The following is a 15,777-nucleotide window of genomic DNA, read 5'->3' as shown; positions in this document are numbered from 1 at the left end:
CTGTCCAATTCCATCGTGGAGTAATCTCTGTGCTTTCTCATGGGACAGGTTCTTCCCGTCATCCAGCTGGTAGATCCAGTAAGATCCAAGCTGCGCTGCCATCTCATCCAGCGTCATCTGCCCCAGCAGATCTTCTACTCTTTCCTCTATAGAAAGTGATGCATCTTTATAATTCATTTCAAATCCTCCTCGTATCTTTTGTGGAAATTATAGCATGGGGGGATTTGGAATTTAATTCACTGTATTTCGATTTCTTGCATTATTTTACGGGGCAGTTATTTCCGCACACAGTTTTACATCCTTAAATATGACCACGCACAAAGAGCTTTGCATTTAAATGCAAAGCTCTAAAAACAATTATATCATTCCTCTCACAAGGCAAGGCAACTATTTTGTAATGCCAATATTATTCTGTATCACTGAAAAAATACCCTTGGATTTTTTCAAAGTCTTCCACATCATAAGCATAGCCTTTTCGGTGCAGCAATTCAAATGGAACTCCCATTACTTCTAAAAAATGATTATTATCATCAAAATTGTTACTCAGATAAAAATTTTTCCTTCTGATTCTCTGTTCATTGTTTTCTGCATTTTCATCTAATTCTTCAACAAGCAGCATAACATTATGTCCCGGAAACTTTTCAAACAGATGTTCAATAATCAATTTCCCATATCCTTTTGACTGATACTCAGGATCAATCGCAATATAAAAAACATAGACAATTTTTTCGTATAGTGTATAATAGGTTAATCCCGCTAAATCACCATTTTCAAAAAGTCCAAGGAAGTTTCCTTTCCCCTCTTTTATTTTGTCGGTTAAAAGTTTAAAATCAATTCTTTCTTCCTTTGGAAAGGATTCTAAATAAAGATTTTCCAGTCCGTATTGTTGATTACCATCAATGGATTTAATTTGTATGTTCATTTTTAGTCTCCCAAAGCCTGTCTAATATTACTTTAGAAATTACTTCTGACAGGCTTTCAATTTTCTCGAATCAGACCATTATAATACCACATGAATCATTTTTCAAGGTAAAGATACTGATTTCATTCCAATCCTAAAATTCCAATATTGATATCAAAAAATCAGGATATCGGTTTCTTGGATCAGACTGTGGCCGGAAATCGAAAAATTTCTCTGGCATATTGCAAAAGAATCCATTATACTGAAGTCATTAATAAGAATGCACAAATAAACCTATAATACTCTGCTCACAAATCAGATGAAAACATTCAGGAGGCTGCCCATGGAAAAAATATTAAGCTGCTGCGGTGTGATATGCTCTGACTGTTTCCTTTCCGGAAGACTGCAAAGGGTGTCCCCAGGAAAAAGGAAAGGCATTCTGGCTGGAATACACCGGAGAGGATGTCTGCAGTATTTATCGATGCTGTGTAAATGAAAAGAAATACGCTCACTGCGGCAAATGCGCCAAACTGCCATGTGAACATTTTGATGGAGATGACCCTACCAAATCGCCGGAAGAAAATGCACAGGACCACATCCGGCAATTAGAGAATCTCCAAAACTGGAGCTAAACATATGAACCCATTTTGCTGTAAAGAGAATTTTAATATCTCCCTTCTCGTTCAAACTCAGCATTTCTTACACCACTGATCATAGCCAGTTCTTCAATAATATCTGCCAGTGATACATCTTCATTATAAGACAAAGTCAGTTCAATTTTAAAAATATGTGAATCTGTATTTTTTACCATCATATAAACAATATTCATATGATACTCTGTCACTATTTGCAAAACCTGCGAAATAGTCGCTTTTCCATTTAGAATTTCTAATTCCAGAGTAACCGCTCGTTTATGCTTTAACTGCCATCGTTCCAACATTCGAAGAAACTTGAGGGAGCCATAAACTGCCAAAGTAGAAAAAACAGCTTCTTTATACAGGCCTGTTCCTACCGTAATTCCAATACATGCGACCGCCCAGAGGCTTGCTGCTGTGGTAAGACCTTTGATACTATTTCCCTCTTTAATAATGGTACCTGCTCCCAAAAATCCAATACCACTAATGACCTGCGCACCCAAACGAAAGGGGTCTGAAGCATAATTTCCCATAACCTGTCCGTAGAATTCAAGGGATGTGACTTGTACAATGGCGGCTCCCACGCATACCAGGACATGTGTCCGCAGACCTGCTGGCCGGTTTTTATGCTCGCGCTCATATCCGATAATTCCGCTCAGCAGAATTGCAAGAAATAGCTTCAGCAGTGTTTCATACCACATGGATATCTCTATTCAGAATCTAAGCCTATCGATTCCAGATATTTATTCAGCCGCCCACAATCTGTATTTATAATTAAATTTTCCGGAAAATCAATACTTTCTAACATTTCAAAAGCCTTTTTACATTCTCCGACTTCGAATTCCGAATGTGCATCTGAGTTCACTGCTACCGGTACTTCATACTGTTTGCAAAGATTAGCAATGTGTATGCAGTTTGGAATTGACTTCTCTCTGCAGATAAACGTATGCGCATTTATTTCCACCACTTTACCATTTCTTTTGAAAACTGGTATCACCTTTTCATAGTCATACAAAAACTCTGCGGAACCGGAATGTCCGATAATATGTACCAATGGATTCTCTGCCACTTTTAAATACGCATTTGTATGTTCCTCTTTTGTTCCCGGCACCAGGCATGCGGTATGAAATGATGCAATCACAACTTCCATTTTTTTCAGAGCTTCTTCAGGCATATCCAGATTTCCATCAAAATCCATAATATTAGCTTCAACACCCTTTATCAAACGAATGCCTGCAATCTGATCCGGGAGAGATAGTAAATTTTCAAAATAATTAACTGACGGTGCATCCTCACATCCAATACCATGGTCTGTGATGGCAAGCACCTTTAAACCTTTTTCACTTGCAGCCGTAATATTTTCTCTCAGGGTGCTGTAAGCATGGACAGATGCAATCGTATGGCAATGTAAATCACCAACTAACTTCATATCATCACCTGCTGCTTTCTAATATAGACAATAAAGCTTTTCTGCTGTTTTGTAAATTTTCTGCCGTACATAGATAAAACTCCATCATGTAAAGACCCTGATATTGTATTTCCAGGAGTGCCTTAATAAATAGATGATAGTCAATCGTCCCCTCACCTACCGGAAGGTGTTCATCTTGCCATGCCTCTTTACGTGGACCATGATTATCATGAATATGTAAATGGTGAAGCAAATTTCCTGCAGCAATTACTTCCGAATAGATTTCTTTTCCCATATGATAACAATGTCCCACATCAAAAACCAGCTTAATATTCTCTCTGTTTACCGCATTTAAATAACACTTTAAATCTTCTGTGGTAATAGTAAGCTGAGCTCCATTGAGATTCTCCGTATAAAGGATGATACCTTCTGCTTTTGCCATATCGCATGCACGCTGCATCATTTCTACCGAAAGACGAAATGCCTTTTCATAAACATCTTTTGCATTAGCGGGTTTTTTATCAGTCCGCAGAACAGGCACATGAATACCTGCACCTCTATCACCGGAGTGGATGATTATCTCTTTTCCTCCGAGCCATTTTGTATAGGCGATACAGTTTTTTATTTCTTCTAGAATTCCTTTTCGAAGGGTGCTGTTTTCTTCTGCTAAATTAAAACCTGAAATATGCACCAGTACCTGCGGATGATATTTGTCTGCAATCTCTTTTACCGCATCATTATATCCCTTTGTGTCTACATGTTCCATATTCTCATAATACGTAACTTCAATAGCCTGATAAGTCCCATCTCTTAACACGGCCTCTCCTACTGTCCGAATATCATCCGGCGTCATTTTCAAATTGATATTAAATCCAAATCGTTCCATCTTATCCCTCTTTCTTTAATAATTTCTGTATTTTTGTGTTGCAGCCAAAGTAATCCCCGAGAAGATCATCAATACCACAATATAGACCAGTGTACTTGCTGCCGAATATGGATCTGGGTTTGTTGCCGGTGTACGGAGAACGATACCCAGGGGAACCGTATCAGCACTATATAAAAGAGCAGATACCGTATATTCTGAAAGTAATCCGTTAAATGTAATGGCTCCCACAGATACTGCCGTAGGTAACATGGCCGGAAGAATAACCCGCAGCATTGTATAAATTGGCCCGGCTCCCAGGGCTCTGGCTGCCTCTTCATGAGATGTATTAATATTATACAGGGATGCCTTGATCAGACGCATGGCCTGAGGAATGCTGGTAACCGCATAAGCAATAGGCAATAGCCAAAATCCCCCCAAAAGAGCGGTTCCCAGAACCATGATGCTGGGCTGTGAATAGGTAGAAATCATTCCGACGGCCAGCATGGTTGCCGGAAGCATCCATGGTATTAACAAGGTCAATTCTAAAATCAATGTCATTTTGTTCTTATTTTTGTGAATCGCCAGTGCCGAAATAATGCAAATAATCATTACAATTACCACTGCAATCAGACTGAGCTTAACACTATTCATCAGAGGCTTAAGAGTTACGCTGCGGGAAAATACACGGATATAGTTTTCCAGTGTAAAACTCTTAGGAAATGTCTGGTCTACAATGGTCTGAATATCTGCAAAGGAAAAAATCAGGATTCCGGCAATGGGTAACGCGTAAATGATCCCCAGCAGATAAGATATTCCATGAACCAGTACATTCAAAAATGGATTTCTGATTTTCATTTTGCGAATTTTAGTAGGGACCTTAGATACTGAAACATAATTGTTTCTTCGCTCAAACCATTTCATTACCAGCAGTAAGATAATACAGGTAAATGCCAGTACCAGTGCCAGCAATGCTGCTAAATCTCTGCTTCCTATACTGTTCAGGTTAAGAATCATACTGTTAATTAAGTAAAAATCTTTCCCTCCAAGTACAGCCGGTGCTGCAAATGAGTTTAAAGACATCAGGGTCAGAAGTACAGTTGCAGAAAATATAGACGGTTTAATAACCGGAAGCGCAACCTTAAAAAATGCCTTTATATTGTTTCCCCCAAGACTCCTGCAGGCTTCAATGGTAGAGTAATCGATTCTCTTAAACGTTGTTTTCACAAATAATATATGGTAGGTTGTCATAGAAAAACTATGTACAAAAAGTACCCCCACAAACCCGGTAAACCACTTTGGATCCATTCCTGGAAAAACGTCCACCAAAAGCTTTGTCACAAAACCATTTGAAGAGTAAATGTAATTGTATCCTGTTACGAGAGAAATACCGCCATAAATCAATGGAGTATGAAAAACCGCGGATAAAATTTTTGATCCTCTGATGTCAAAATACTCCGTGACCAAAATCTGAAAAATACCGATAATACTTACCGTTATAACGGTACAGACGGCCATAAGATATGTATTTTTTAGTGAACTGACCACTCGCTTTGAGGCTGTCAGTTTTTTCACTACATCAATGCTAAAGCTGCCATCCGCAAAGAAAATCTCTCGAAATACCCCAATCACCGGAAGAAGAATAAAAGATGTAATAAACCATCCGATAATTAGAAATAATATCCCATATAAAATTTTTTGGATTCGCTTTTTACTGCTCATGGGCACTCCCTCCAAAAACAATCACCTCTGATTCTTTGAACCATACGCTTACTTCGTCACCAATCTGATACAGGTCCTCATCAGCGAATACAAGGCTGCTGATCCGCTTCTCGTCACCTAAAAGCAAATTTACCTTAGAATAAGCTCCCTGAAACTCAAAACTTTCTACTCGTGCCGGAAAATGGAAAAATCCTGTTTCTTCTTCCATACTGCTTCTTTGGGCTACCATGACCTTCTGTGGACGGACGTAACAAGTACATACGGGATTTAACTCATATTTTTCTTTAAATGCTGTACCGATTTCTCCCTCCAGTAAATTGATTTCTCCCACAAAACGGGCAACAAATTCACTTGAAGGGGAGTGATAAATCTCCCGGGGCGTACCCACCTGCTCCAGACATCCCAGATTAAACACGGCTATTCTGTCAGAAATGGCAAGAGCCTCTTCTTGATCATGGGTAACATAAATAGTGGTAATTCCCAGCTCCTTTTGAAGTCTTTTGACTTCTTCCCGCATCGTGACCCGTAGTTTTGCATCCAGGTTCGATAAGGGCTCATCCATAAGTAAAATCCTTGGTTCCAATACCAACGCACGTGCAATAGCAATTCTCTGCTGCTGCCCTCCGGAAAGATCAGAAACCTTCTTATGCAAGTGCTCTGTAATTCCTGTTCGCTCTGCCACATTTTTCACCTTCGTCTGTATTACTTTTTTATTCACCTTATGAGCTTTCAGTCCAAAAGCGATGTTTTCATATACATTCATACTTGGAAAAAGTGCATAGCTTTGAAACACAAAACCCAGATTTCTCTCTTCCGGCAACATTCCCGAAATGTCACGTCCGGACACAACAATCTGGCCCCTGGATGCTTTTTCAAATCCCGAAATACAACGCAGAGTAGTGGTCTTTCCACAACCGGATGGTCCTAAAAAGGTAAAAAATTCCCCTTCCTTAACATCAATATTCAGTTCTTTTACTGCTATAAAATCTCCATATTTTATTTCTAGATCTTTAATTTCAATCATATGCGGTCTCCATTTTGCAACAGACGGCTCTTTTGCCGCCTGTTGTTTCTCCATCCTATTACGGCATAATCTCTAATTCTATTTTTTCCAACCATTTGTCTAAATTCTGTGCGGCTACTTCCCAGTCAATATTCTGTGCCGTAAACATCGTAGCATTCTCTTTTACTTCCTCCGGACATAGCGCAATGGCTTCCGGTGATGCAGGTGCCTGTCCAAATTCTTTAGCATAAGCGGCCATTACTTCTGCCGAACCAAACCAGTCAATAAATTTCTTTCCCCCATCTTGGCTTTTTCCACCCTTAACAAGTCCAATCGCTTCTGCTACCACAGGAGTACCGCTCTCTGGTTTTACATATTCCACAGGAATCTGATTTTTCTCACAGTTTGAAACCACACCTCCATACCACCATAGCAGTATGGGAAGCTCTCCATCCTTAAATGACTTCCATATATCAGCATCTGAGCTTGGCAGTGTACCTGCATTTTCATATACCTGACTTAAGAAATCCCAGCCTTCCTGAGAAATATCTCCGGTTTCTGCATCATAATATTGCCATAGCATTCCAACCAAATATGTTCTCGTTGTCTGTGATGATGTAGCTCCGATACCATACAATCCATTATATTCAGGTTTATTCAAATCCTCCCACCCTTTCGGTGCCTTATCAGATGAAAGGAATTCAGGATTATAGGCAATTACAATGGGCGTCTGCCAAAAGCTGTTAAAATACCCGTCTTTGTCCCGATATACCTCTGGCAGACCTTTTACCCATGCCGGTTCATATACGTCTAATATATCCTCGGTTTTCAACTTATACATAGCGGTCTGAGCCAATCCCATTACCACATCTGCCTGGGGATTATTCTTCTCTGCAACCAATCTGTCGGAAAGTTCTCCTCCTCCCGCACACAGAAACTGAATATCCAGACCAAGTTCCGCTTTTGCCTTATCCTTAATCCAGGTTCCTCGCAGTTCATCTCCCTGAGGTGAATAAACTACAATTGTTTCTTCTCCGCCATTTTGTTTTTCTTCTGAACCTGCATTTTCTTTGGTTGTATCCTCAACTGTTGCTTCTTCCTGCTTACCATCTTTTTCTTTCTCTGCATTACTGCCACAACCAGAAATGGTAAATGAAACTGCTAAAAATATTGCTGCCATTTTCTTAAATTTAATCATAGTCTTTATCCTTTCCAAATCCCTTCCATTTTTCTGATTCATTGTACTATGTAACCTGTTAATCCTGCACATCCGTAAATCATTCCCCAAAAATCTCTCTATTCGCTATGTCCTCTTGTTATTTTGCCCTCCTTTTTTCTTTTGTTATTCATACGATACTATATTTTTACTAAATTGTCAATTAGTTTTACTGAAATATATGTAAATTTTAGTAAAACTATTGTAAGAACTGCGTAAACTCCGGTATATGCCCATTATAAGCCAATTGTCCTATGAAAATATCTGTTATTATTTTCCTTATTCTGTAATTAGGCCATAGTTAAAATAAACTGTTGACCTAACAGAAAGAAAATATCAAGCGTTAATTTAGTAAATACCAGTTGTATTTACTAAATATTTATTATATAATGAAATTAACATTAAGAAAGGAGTGCATAGCTTATGGCTATGTTATTAACCTATGGCAACCATTAAAGAAATCGCGGAAACTCTTAGCCTCTCATCCGCAACTGTATCCAGAGCTTTGCGAAATGATGAGACTTTGTCCATAACTGCCGAGACAAAAGCCCGTATATTCATGACCGCTGACAAACTGGGGTATGTGGCAAAGGGGAAAAAAATATTGACTCAGAATTCTGAGTCCAACATAACAGTTCTTCATAAGAAACAGACTTTTCGGAATCAAATAGATTCCTCTTACTATTTTTCCGTCAGAACAGGTATTGAGGATGCATGTACCAAACATCAAATCTTATGTAATTTTATTACAATCGATGCTTTAAGCAGCTATCGTAATACTACTGATGGGATTCTGATTGTAGGAAATTATTCCCTGAAAGATTTTCAGCTATTTACATCTCACTTTCCATCCGTGCCCATGGCCACCACCGGAATCATTTCTTATTATCCAGAACGGATCGATCACATTACACATAGCAATTATGATTCTCTGTCTATGGCCCTTGAGCATTTATTCGAAAACGGACATACCCAAATTGGCTATCTGGGGGTAGAAGAAGCTCCGGGAACCAACCAGTTCGGCTCCAGAAAAGAAATTTTCAAACAAATTCTGGAATCCCATAACTGCTTCCACCCTGAGTGGGTATACGAAAGCAAGCACGGAAAAGACCGTGTGGAACGGGGTTATGCTACCATGAAGGGGTGGCTTTCCAAAAAACAGGCAATGCCTACCGCTCTTTTTTGTGCTAATGACCCTATTGCACTCGGCGCTCTTAAGGCCCTCAACGAGTCACGACTTTGTGTTCCGGATGACATATCCATCGTAGCTCATGATGGTTCCTATCCCACCCAATATTCTCAGCCTCCCCTTTCCACTATTGATGTCCATCCTTATCAGATTGGGTACGAAGCTGTTAATATACTGTGTGAGCGAATGTCCGGGGATCGAAAAATAGCAAAGAAAGTAACTTTCTATCCGGAACTTTTAAATCGGCAGAGCGTAAAAAAATTAAGCGGCAGACTTTGAATTAATTGGCCTCCAGGTAATTCAAGCCAACTGTATAGAAAATTTATTATATAAAATCTATAAGAGCAGATGGCAGACAAGGACAGAGGTTGAGCAGGCGTTGCCAATTCTGCGGCACGCCTACTCAACCCCTGTCCTTGTCTGCCATCTGCTCTTCCGTACACGAAGAAAATGCACAGGATCACCTCCGGCAATTAGAGAATCTCCAAAACTGGAGCTAAACATACAAGTGAAATCAGTCTTACAATATTCCCCCATTGCTTTCAATCACTTTCTGATACCAATAAAAACTTTTTTTCTTATATCTGTCCAATGTCCCGCTTCCATCATCATTCCGGTCCACATAGATAAAACCATATCGTTTTTTCAATTCTGCGGTGGAAGCGCTGACAAGGTCAATACATCCCCAGGTTGTATATCCCAGAACCTCTACACCATCTTCCACCGCTTCACGCAGCTGCACCAGATGGTCATGCAGGTATTGGATGCGGTAATCATCTTCCACGGTCTTATTTCCGTGGACGTCTTCTGTAAGCACATCCACTGCACCCAGACCGTTCTCAACCACAAAAAGAGGCTTTTGATACCGGTCGTAGAACATATTCAATACATAACGCAGCCCCTTTGGGTCAATCTGCCATCCCCACTGGGAAGCCGTTAATGTGGGATTTGGTACACCTCCTAACAGATTGCCATTGCCTTTTATCTGCTTCTCTTTATCGGCAGTGGCACAGACACTCATATAGTAGCTGAAGGAAACAAAATCTACGGTATGTTTCAGGATCTCTTCATCTTCCGGCTCAAAATGAATCTGAATATGATGATCCCGGAAATAGCGTTTCATATATCCCGGATAGGTGCCCCTCACATGAACATCTCCAAAGAAATAGTTTTTGTGTTCCTCTTCCATGACCTGAATCATGTCATCCGGTGACGGAGTTAACGGATACATGGGCATGCTTAAAATCATACACCCGATCTTAGCATCCGGCATTATTTCATGTGCTGTCTTCGTTGCCAGGGCACTTGCAACCAGTTCATGATGAACTGCCTGGTAAAGTTCCTGTTCCGTCAGCTTTTCTGCAGGGGTATGGATGCCGCCGCTCATAAACGGGGCATGAAGCACAGAATTGATTTCATTAAATGTAAGCCAGTATTTTACCTTACCTCCAAAACGTTCAAACAGCGTTCTGACATAACGTTCATAAAACCCGATCATTTTCCTGTTTGCCCAGCCGTTATAATGTTCAGCCAGATATAATGGCGTCTCATAATGGGAAATAGTAACAAGGGGTTCTATTCCGTATTTGTGGCATTCATCAAAGACCTGGTCATAAAATTCCAGTCCCTTTTCATTTGGTTCTGTTTCATCACCATTTGGAAAGATCCGGCTCCATGCAATGGAGGTCCGAAATACCTTGAACCCCATCTCTGCAAACAGTCTGATATCCTCCCGGTAGCGGTGATAAAAATCAATGCCTGCAAGTTTTTTATTATCCTCAGTAGGAACTGACGTTCTTTCTCCCCGGATTCCCCGTGGCAGGACATCCTGAATAGACAGTCCCTTTCCATCTTCCTTATAAGCTCCTTCACACTGGTTTGCGGCAACTGCCCCTCCCCAGAGAAAACCTTCCGGAAATTCACGCATTTTTCTTACCTCCATTTTATTTCTTTTCCAAAATCAACAGCACATCTTTGTGAAACGGATGCATGGAAATGACTGTTCTGCCGCCTTTCTGTTCCATATCAACACATGCCAGATATCTCGTCTCCAGATCTAAAGCCTTTGCGGTAAATCCCTTTAATTCCAGTCCAATGATCACTTTCGTGTTATAGGGCAGATAAATCAGATACCGGTCTTCTGCCGCTGCCATGCGGATATCAGAAGAGGGATTTTCCAGGCAGTCATTTACCGGAGTCAACTCCTGTATCCCATACTCCTCCAGTTTAAACCGGATAAATCCATAATCCCACGCACCCGGAAACTTAATCGCTTCCTGCCAGGGCAGCGGCTCATCGAATCCTTCTCCCAGAACCGGATTTTTCGGACAGTTTACCTTCTGCCAGTTCCAGATGCCATGTGCTCCATAGGTGACTCCTGCACAAGCACCGGATAAGATGCTGCTCCATGCTGCCTTGCGGATGTCCACTGCTTCAAACCGTCCATATTCCTGTCTGCTAAATCCCATCTGTTCATAACAGGGCTCTGCATTGATCATGGGTTTCCTGGGGTATTTTGCCCGGAATCGTTCCGGAAGTACATAAGCCATCTGCTGTTCTCTGGCATTGTGCCCCGACTGAAACATATAGAAGTCCAGCCTGTCCAGAAATTCTTCCGGTATTACATCATATCCCCGTTTAATATGCATGGTCTTTAAGGATTTCGGACTGTTCTCACAGAGCACCCTGAGTGCTGTTCCATAGTACGCTTTCGCCTCCGGAGTATCAAAATCCGTATCTCCGCTTACCACATAGACAGGATCAAATTCATCAAATTCCGCTATCACTTTCCTGGTATATGCCTCCACAAATTCTTCCGGCATTACATTCATGTTCAGCATTCTGCTGCCCCACGTACCCGGTACATAATTCAGCCAGAGTACCACCAGGGCAAGCTGGAATCCCTGATCCACCGCCATGCGGCACATTTTGGCTGCCCGGTCATAATACGCCTGATTCCACTGGGAGAAATCAAATTTATGCCCGTCTTTTGTGGGAAAGGGATACAGACCAATATCGGAAATACAGCGGTCCCACTGAGGCATGGTATTAATCTGAAGTACGGTAAATCCCTGTGCCTTTCGAATGCTGAGGTAATACTCCCATTCTTCCAGGCTTACGTTAGTAAATGCGCTCCAGATCGTATCCCCCAGATAAAAGAACGGCTTCCCATCCAATATAAAGTTACTTCCATTTTCATGAATCTTTATCCTACTCAATTTTATCCCCCCGCATTTTCAACATGATTACAGGAACGCCTGCCATTACCAAGCCCACACCGGCTGTTTCCACTTCAGCGAAATCCTCTGTATTCGTGATAATAACAGGCGTTGTGGTATCATATCCTGCTTTCCGAATTGCCTCTAAATCGGCTTCTATCAGAAGATCGCCGGCTTTTACCATCTGTCCCTCAGATACATGTGACGTAAATCCTGCTCCATTTAATCTTACGGTATCCATTCCCACATGAATCAGAACTTCCGCTCCATTGGCGGAGGTAATCCCTATGGCATGGCCCGTGGGGAACAGGGCACTCACCACGCCGTCGCACGGTGCACAGATTCTGCCGTCCTGCGGAATCATTGCTATTCCTTTTCCAATGGCTTCCGATGCAAATGCTTCATCTCTTACTTCCGACAGCAAAATGACTTTTCCATTGACTGGCGCAGTCATCTCTGCTTCTCCCCTGACGATCCTCTCTTCCCCCGCACTTTTTACTTTAGTATTATGATCATTCTCAGGCAGCATACTGTCCTGGAATCCAAATAGATAAGTTACAATTGCAGAACCAAAATATGCAATGGCACATGCGATACAGAATCCCGCAAAGCCTTTGCCGATATATCCGGGCAGCGTCAGGATACTGGTTGTTAACAGGGTGGGTGCCCCGGCTCCGCTGGCAGCCACGATGGCTCCTGCAATACCGGAAAAAAAAGCACCGATAAAAAATGGCCTTTTATATTTTAAAGTAATACCATAGATTGCAGGTTCCGTAATACCGGCAAGTACCGCAGACAATGCTGCCGATCCGGAAAGGGATTTCAGTTCTTTATTTTTCGTCTTTAAAAATACACCCAGGGTCGCACCGGCCTGTGCCATATTGTTGGGTCCTGTTATAGTAAATAAAGTATCACGTCCATATTCTGCTATGTTGTTAAATACGATTGGTGCAAATCCCCAATGGAGACCGAACATTACAACTGCCGGCCAGAGCAGTCCCAGAATAAAGCCTGCAATAATGGGACTGAATCCCACCACGCCTGTATAACCGGATGCCAACATTTTTCCTGCAAAATCAGCTACGGGACCAATGACCAGATAAGTTGCCGGAACCATGATAACCAGACTGAGTAATGGTGTCATAAAACGTTTACAGATCTCAGGCAGAATATGTTTCAGCCCTTTTTCCAATTTCGATAATACGTAAATAGATATAATAATGGGAATCACAGATGAAGTATAACTAACCAATACCACCGGTATTTTCATAAAAGTCAGAGCTTCTCCAGCGGAAAAGGCTGCCGTTATATCCGGATATACCAGCGCTGCTGCAATCCCTACGGACACAAACTGGTCTGCATGGAATTTCTTCGCAGCAGTAAATGCCAGGAAAACAGGCAAAAATGTAAATACCCCATCCGCAGCGGCATACAGAATCCGGTATGTCCCCATCTCTGCCGTCAGCCATCCCAAAGTGGTACATAAGATCAGGATTCCTTTTAACATACCGGCTCCGCACATTGCCGCCAGCACCGGTGCGAAGATCCCGGAAATGGTTTCCATAAACAGGTTCAGAACGTTTTTCTTCTCCTTATTCTCTGTGCTTTCCTTTTCCTGATCCGCAGCCTTAATATCTGTATTTTTTAAAATCGCTTCATACACATCTGCTACCTGGTTTCCAATTACAACCTGTATCTGACCGCCGCTTTCAATCACCGTAATGACGCCTTCCAGCTGCTCCAGACTCTTTTTATCCGCTTTGTTTCTATCCTTTAATTTAAAACGAAGACGCGTAGCACAATGAAATAAAGAAATTACGTTATCAGACCCACCTACAAAGGTCTCTATCTTTTTTGACAAATCGTCATAATTTTTCTTTGCCATGATCTCTCCTCCTAAAGTCAACTGCATGAATTGTTTTTTAAGATGCGCGCCAGAGCATGTATAAAAATGCTCAACTCTTATTTGTCTGAATTTTAGCATTTCTCAATTCCTCTTACAATCCCCTCCGGATTTTTCTATCTATACGTTAATTTTCTCCCAAAAACGAAACGGATATTTCTAAAAATTTGTAAAAAAACAACATGCTTTTAAATTTTCTTTAAAAGCATGCCGGTCATCTGAATGTTTAAACAATTCTCTTCGCCCCCCGGCTTCACCGCCATGATGGTGGAAGTCGAAGCAGGACGAGTTAAAACCATTATCATTAAAGACTAACTATTTCGAAAATAGCAAAGAGTATTACGATATATCCGTCTCTGATAATCATACGCTGACAATGACCGCCGTAAGTGATAAAGAGTGGACGGATTATATAGGCGGCAAATCTGCTGCAGGTTCTCGCAAAATAACGTTGCAGGTGCCGGATGCACTTTTAACAGCTCTAAAATTATCCACCACGAATGATGATATTTCACTACCTGCAATGACTGTGAATGGAGATGTTTTGCTTTCTTCTCAGGGTGGCAGCATTGTATTTGAGAAACTGAATGTCCAAAACACAATAAGCCTTACTTCAAAAAATGGAGATATAACTGGCTCGCTGGTGGGAAGTTATGACGATTATGCTATTTCCTGTGACAGCAAGAAAGGTGAAAGTAATCTGCCGTCAAGCAAAGAGAGCGGTACCAAGACTCTGACAGCAGCAAATAACAACGGAGATATTCATATTGAATTTATAAACGAATGAATGTCTTAATTTAGATATACAGCAACCGCCACCACCAGGTTCCCGTTTTTCTTGCGTAATTTGGGGCGATGTAATGAAAAAGTCCCTGACAATCCGCCTCTGGCACTACGTATAAATATATTTTGTTTTATCGAAAACACTGTCCCCTTCCAAAATCCTTGTTTTATAATAAATTCTCACCGTCTCTTCTTCCGCCTCTTCCATGTGGCGAAGAAGATGCTTCACTGCAGCCAGATGACGCTTTGTATGGGTGCCCTTAATAAGTGTCAGTTGAATGCCCAGGAGACTAACAGGCGGCAGTGCATCAAATCCCACCAGCGACACATCCCGGGGAATCCGTATCTGCCGCTCCAAAAGAGCCTTGCTGACCCCCAGCGATATTACGGAACTCTCCAGAATAAAAGCCGTTGTGCGAAAGATTCCTTCATCCAGGTACCTTTCCATAGACTCATACACTTCATCCACCGTATTTCCCAGATGCCTGATCCGGCTGCAGGCATCTCCGCATTCCCGCCTTGCCATCTCCAGAATAAAGGCTTCCCGCCGCTCCACAAAATTAAATATATCGATATTCTCAGCCAGATATACAATATGGCTGTGGCCTTTATCTACCAGATAACCCACACCCCTTCGGATTCCCTCCCGGTTGTCAACCAAATAGCTGTCAAGTCCCTGGTCATAGAAAAGATTATCTCCTACTACAATGGGGATCTTTAACCGGAGAAATGGATAGATATCACTCTGCCGCATTTCAGCTGCCATGATATATATCCCTCTGACATTACGCTCTCTACATTCCTGAAGAAGACTCTCCAGATCCTGTTTTTTTTCATAATAGGTTAAATGCAGAAATTGGTAACCGCAGCGGTTGACGGCACGCTCCATGTCTTCCATAAAAAACACCCCGCTCTTACTGGAACTTCGCTCCAGTAT

At 41.5% G+C, this 15,777-nt stretch carries 15 protein-coding genes; 4 read left to right on the top strand and 11 right to left on the bottom strand.

Annotated elements, in window-relative coordinates:
* Positions 1–406: 406 nt before the first annotated feature.
* Complete coding sequence (locus ACH2DQ_RS21150) at positions 407–922, bottom strand: GNAT family N-acetyltransferase (RefSeq protein ID WP_394914449.1); 516 nt, start codon at positions 920–922, stop codon at positions 407–409.
* Positions 923–1,244: 322 nt separating this feature from the next.
* Here ACH2DQ_RS21150 and ACH2DQ_RS21145 point away from each other — a divergent pair, with 322 nt between their 5' ends.
* Together ACH2DQ_RS21145 and ACH2DQ_RS21140 are read left to right on the top strand one after the other, a co-directional pair.
* Positions 1,245–1,397: a hypothetical protein gene (locus tag ACH2DQ_RS21145; RefSeq protein ID WP_394914448.1), complete on the top strand. Its 153-nt coding sequence runs from the start codon at positions 1,245–1,247 to the stop codon at positions 1,395–1,397.
* Entirely contained in the window at positions 1,345–1,533 is a 189-nt protein-coding gene (locus ACH2DQ_RS21140; protein WP_394914521.1) for a DUF3795 domain-containing protein, read from the top strand. The genes ACH2DQ_RS21145 and ACH2DQ_RS21140 overlap by 53 nt, the downstream gene beginning before the upstream one ends.
* A 32-nt stretch (positions 1,534–1,565) precedes the next feature.
* Here ACH2DQ_RS21140 and ACH2DQ_RS21135 read toward each other — a convergent pair whose 3' ends face one another.
* From ACH2DQ_RS21135 to ACH2DQ_RS21110, 6 genes are read right to left on the bottom strand one after another with little or no spacing between them, the layout of a single operon-like run.
* On the bottom strand, positions 1,566–2,237 hold the full coding sequence (locus tag ACH2DQ_RS21135) for an MgtC/SapB family protein (RefSeq protein ID WP_394914447.1): 672 nt from the start codon (positions 2,235–2,237) through the stop codon (positions 1,566–1,568).
* An 8-nt stretch (positions 2,238–2,245) separates the two neighbouring features.
* On the bottom strand, positions 2,246–2,965 hold the full coding sequence (locus ACH2DQ_RS21130; protein ID WP_395028219.1) for a phosphatase: 720 nt from the start codon (positions 2,963–2,965) through the stop codon (positions 2,246–2,248).
* Positions 2,966–2,969: 4 nt separating this feature from the next.
* Positions 2,970–3,830, bottom strand: coding sequence for a sugar phosphate isomerase/epimerase family protein (locus ACH2DQ_RS21125; RefSeq protein ID WP_394914445.1), 861 nt, complete (start codon positions 3,828–3,830; stop codon positions 2,970–2,972).
* A 15-nt stretch (positions 3,831–3,845) separates the two neighbouring features.
* Positions 3,846–5,528, bottom strand: a complete 1,683-nt coding sequence (locus ACH2DQ_RS21120; RefSeq protein WP_394914444.1) for an ABC transporter permease — start codon at positions 5,526–5,528, stop codon at positions 3,846–3,848.
* Positions 5,518–6,552, bottom strand: coding sequence for an ABC transporter ATP-binding protein (locus tag ACH2DQ_RS21115; RefSeq protein ID WP_394914443.1), 1,035 nt, complete (start codon positions 6,550–6,552; stop codon positions 5,518–5,520). The genes ACH2DQ_RS21120 and ACH2DQ_RS21115 overlap by 11 nt, the downstream gene beginning before the upstream one ends.
* Positions 6,553–6,610: 58 nt before the next feature.
* Positions 6,611–7,729, bottom strand: a complete 1,119-nt coding sequence (locus ACH2DQ_RS21110; protein WP_394914442.1) for an extracellular solute-binding protein — start codon at positions 7,727–7,729, stop codon at positions 6,611–6,613.
* A 460-nt stretch (positions 7,730–8,189) separates the two neighbouring features.
* Here ACH2DQ_RS21110 and ACH2DQ_RS21105 point away from each other — a divergent pair, with 460 nt between their 5' ends.
* Positions 8,190–9,215: a LacI family DNA-binding transcriptional regulator gene (locus tag ACH2DQ_RS21105; RefSeq protein ID WP_394914441.1), complete on the top strand. Its 1,026-nt coding sequence runs from the start codon at positions 8,190–8,192 to the stop codon at positions 9,213–9,215.
* A gap of 241 nt (positions 9,216–9,456) precedes the next feature.
* On the opposite strand, the gene ACH2DQ_RS21100 is transcribed toward ACH2DQ_RS21105, so the two are convergent.
* From ACH2DQ_RS21100 to ACH2DQ_RS21090, 3 genes are read right to left on the bottom strand one after another with little or no spacing between them, the layout of a single operon-like run.
* On the bottom strand, positions 9,457–10,863 hold the full coding sequence (locus ACH2DQ_RS21100; RefSeq protein WP_394914440.1) for a glycoside hydrolase family 1 protein: 1,407 nt from the start codon (positions 10,861–10,863) through the stop codon (positions 9,457–9,459).
* Between the two features lie 16 nt (positions 10,864–10,879).
* A complete protein-coding gene (locus tag ACH2DQ_RS21095; protein WP_394914439.1) occupies positions 10,880–12,154 on the bottom strand; it encodes a DUF4038 domain-containing protein in 1,275 nt (424 codons plus the stop codon).
* Positions 12,147–14,039 carry a beta-glucoside-specific PTS transporter subunit IIABC gene (locus tag ACH2DQ_RS21090; protein WP_394914438.1) on the bottom strand — a complete coding sequence of 631 codons (1,893 nt, stop codon included), beginning with the start codon at positions 14,037–14,039 and terminating at the stop codon, positions 12,147–12,149. Before ACH2DQ_RS21090 ends, ACH2DQ_RS21095 begins: the two co-directional genes overlap by 8 nt.
* A 394-nt stretch (positions 14,040–14,433) precedes the next feature.
* Here ACH2DQ_RS21090 and ACH2DQ_RS21085 point away from each other — a divergent pair, with 394 nt between their 5' ends.
* Positions 14,434–14,844: a hypothetical protein gene (locus ACH2DQ_RS21085; RefSeq protein WP_394914437.1), complete on the top strand. Its 411-nt coding sequence runs from the start codon at positions 14,434–14,436 to the stop codon at positions 14,842–14,844.
* Between the two features lie 105 nt (positions 14,845–14,949).
* Here the strand turns inward: ACH2DQ_RS21085 and ACH2DQ_RS21080 are convergent.
* Positions 14,950–15,777, bottom strand: an 828-nt coding sequence (locus ACH2DQ_RS21080; RefSeq protein ID WP_395028214.1) for a LacI family DNA-binding transcriptional regulator, incomplete at its 5' end; no start/stop codon positions are given.

It is taken from the genome of Robinsoniella sp., assembly GCF_034124845.1.
This window is presented reverse-complemented; position numbering and strand designations above follow the sequence as displayed.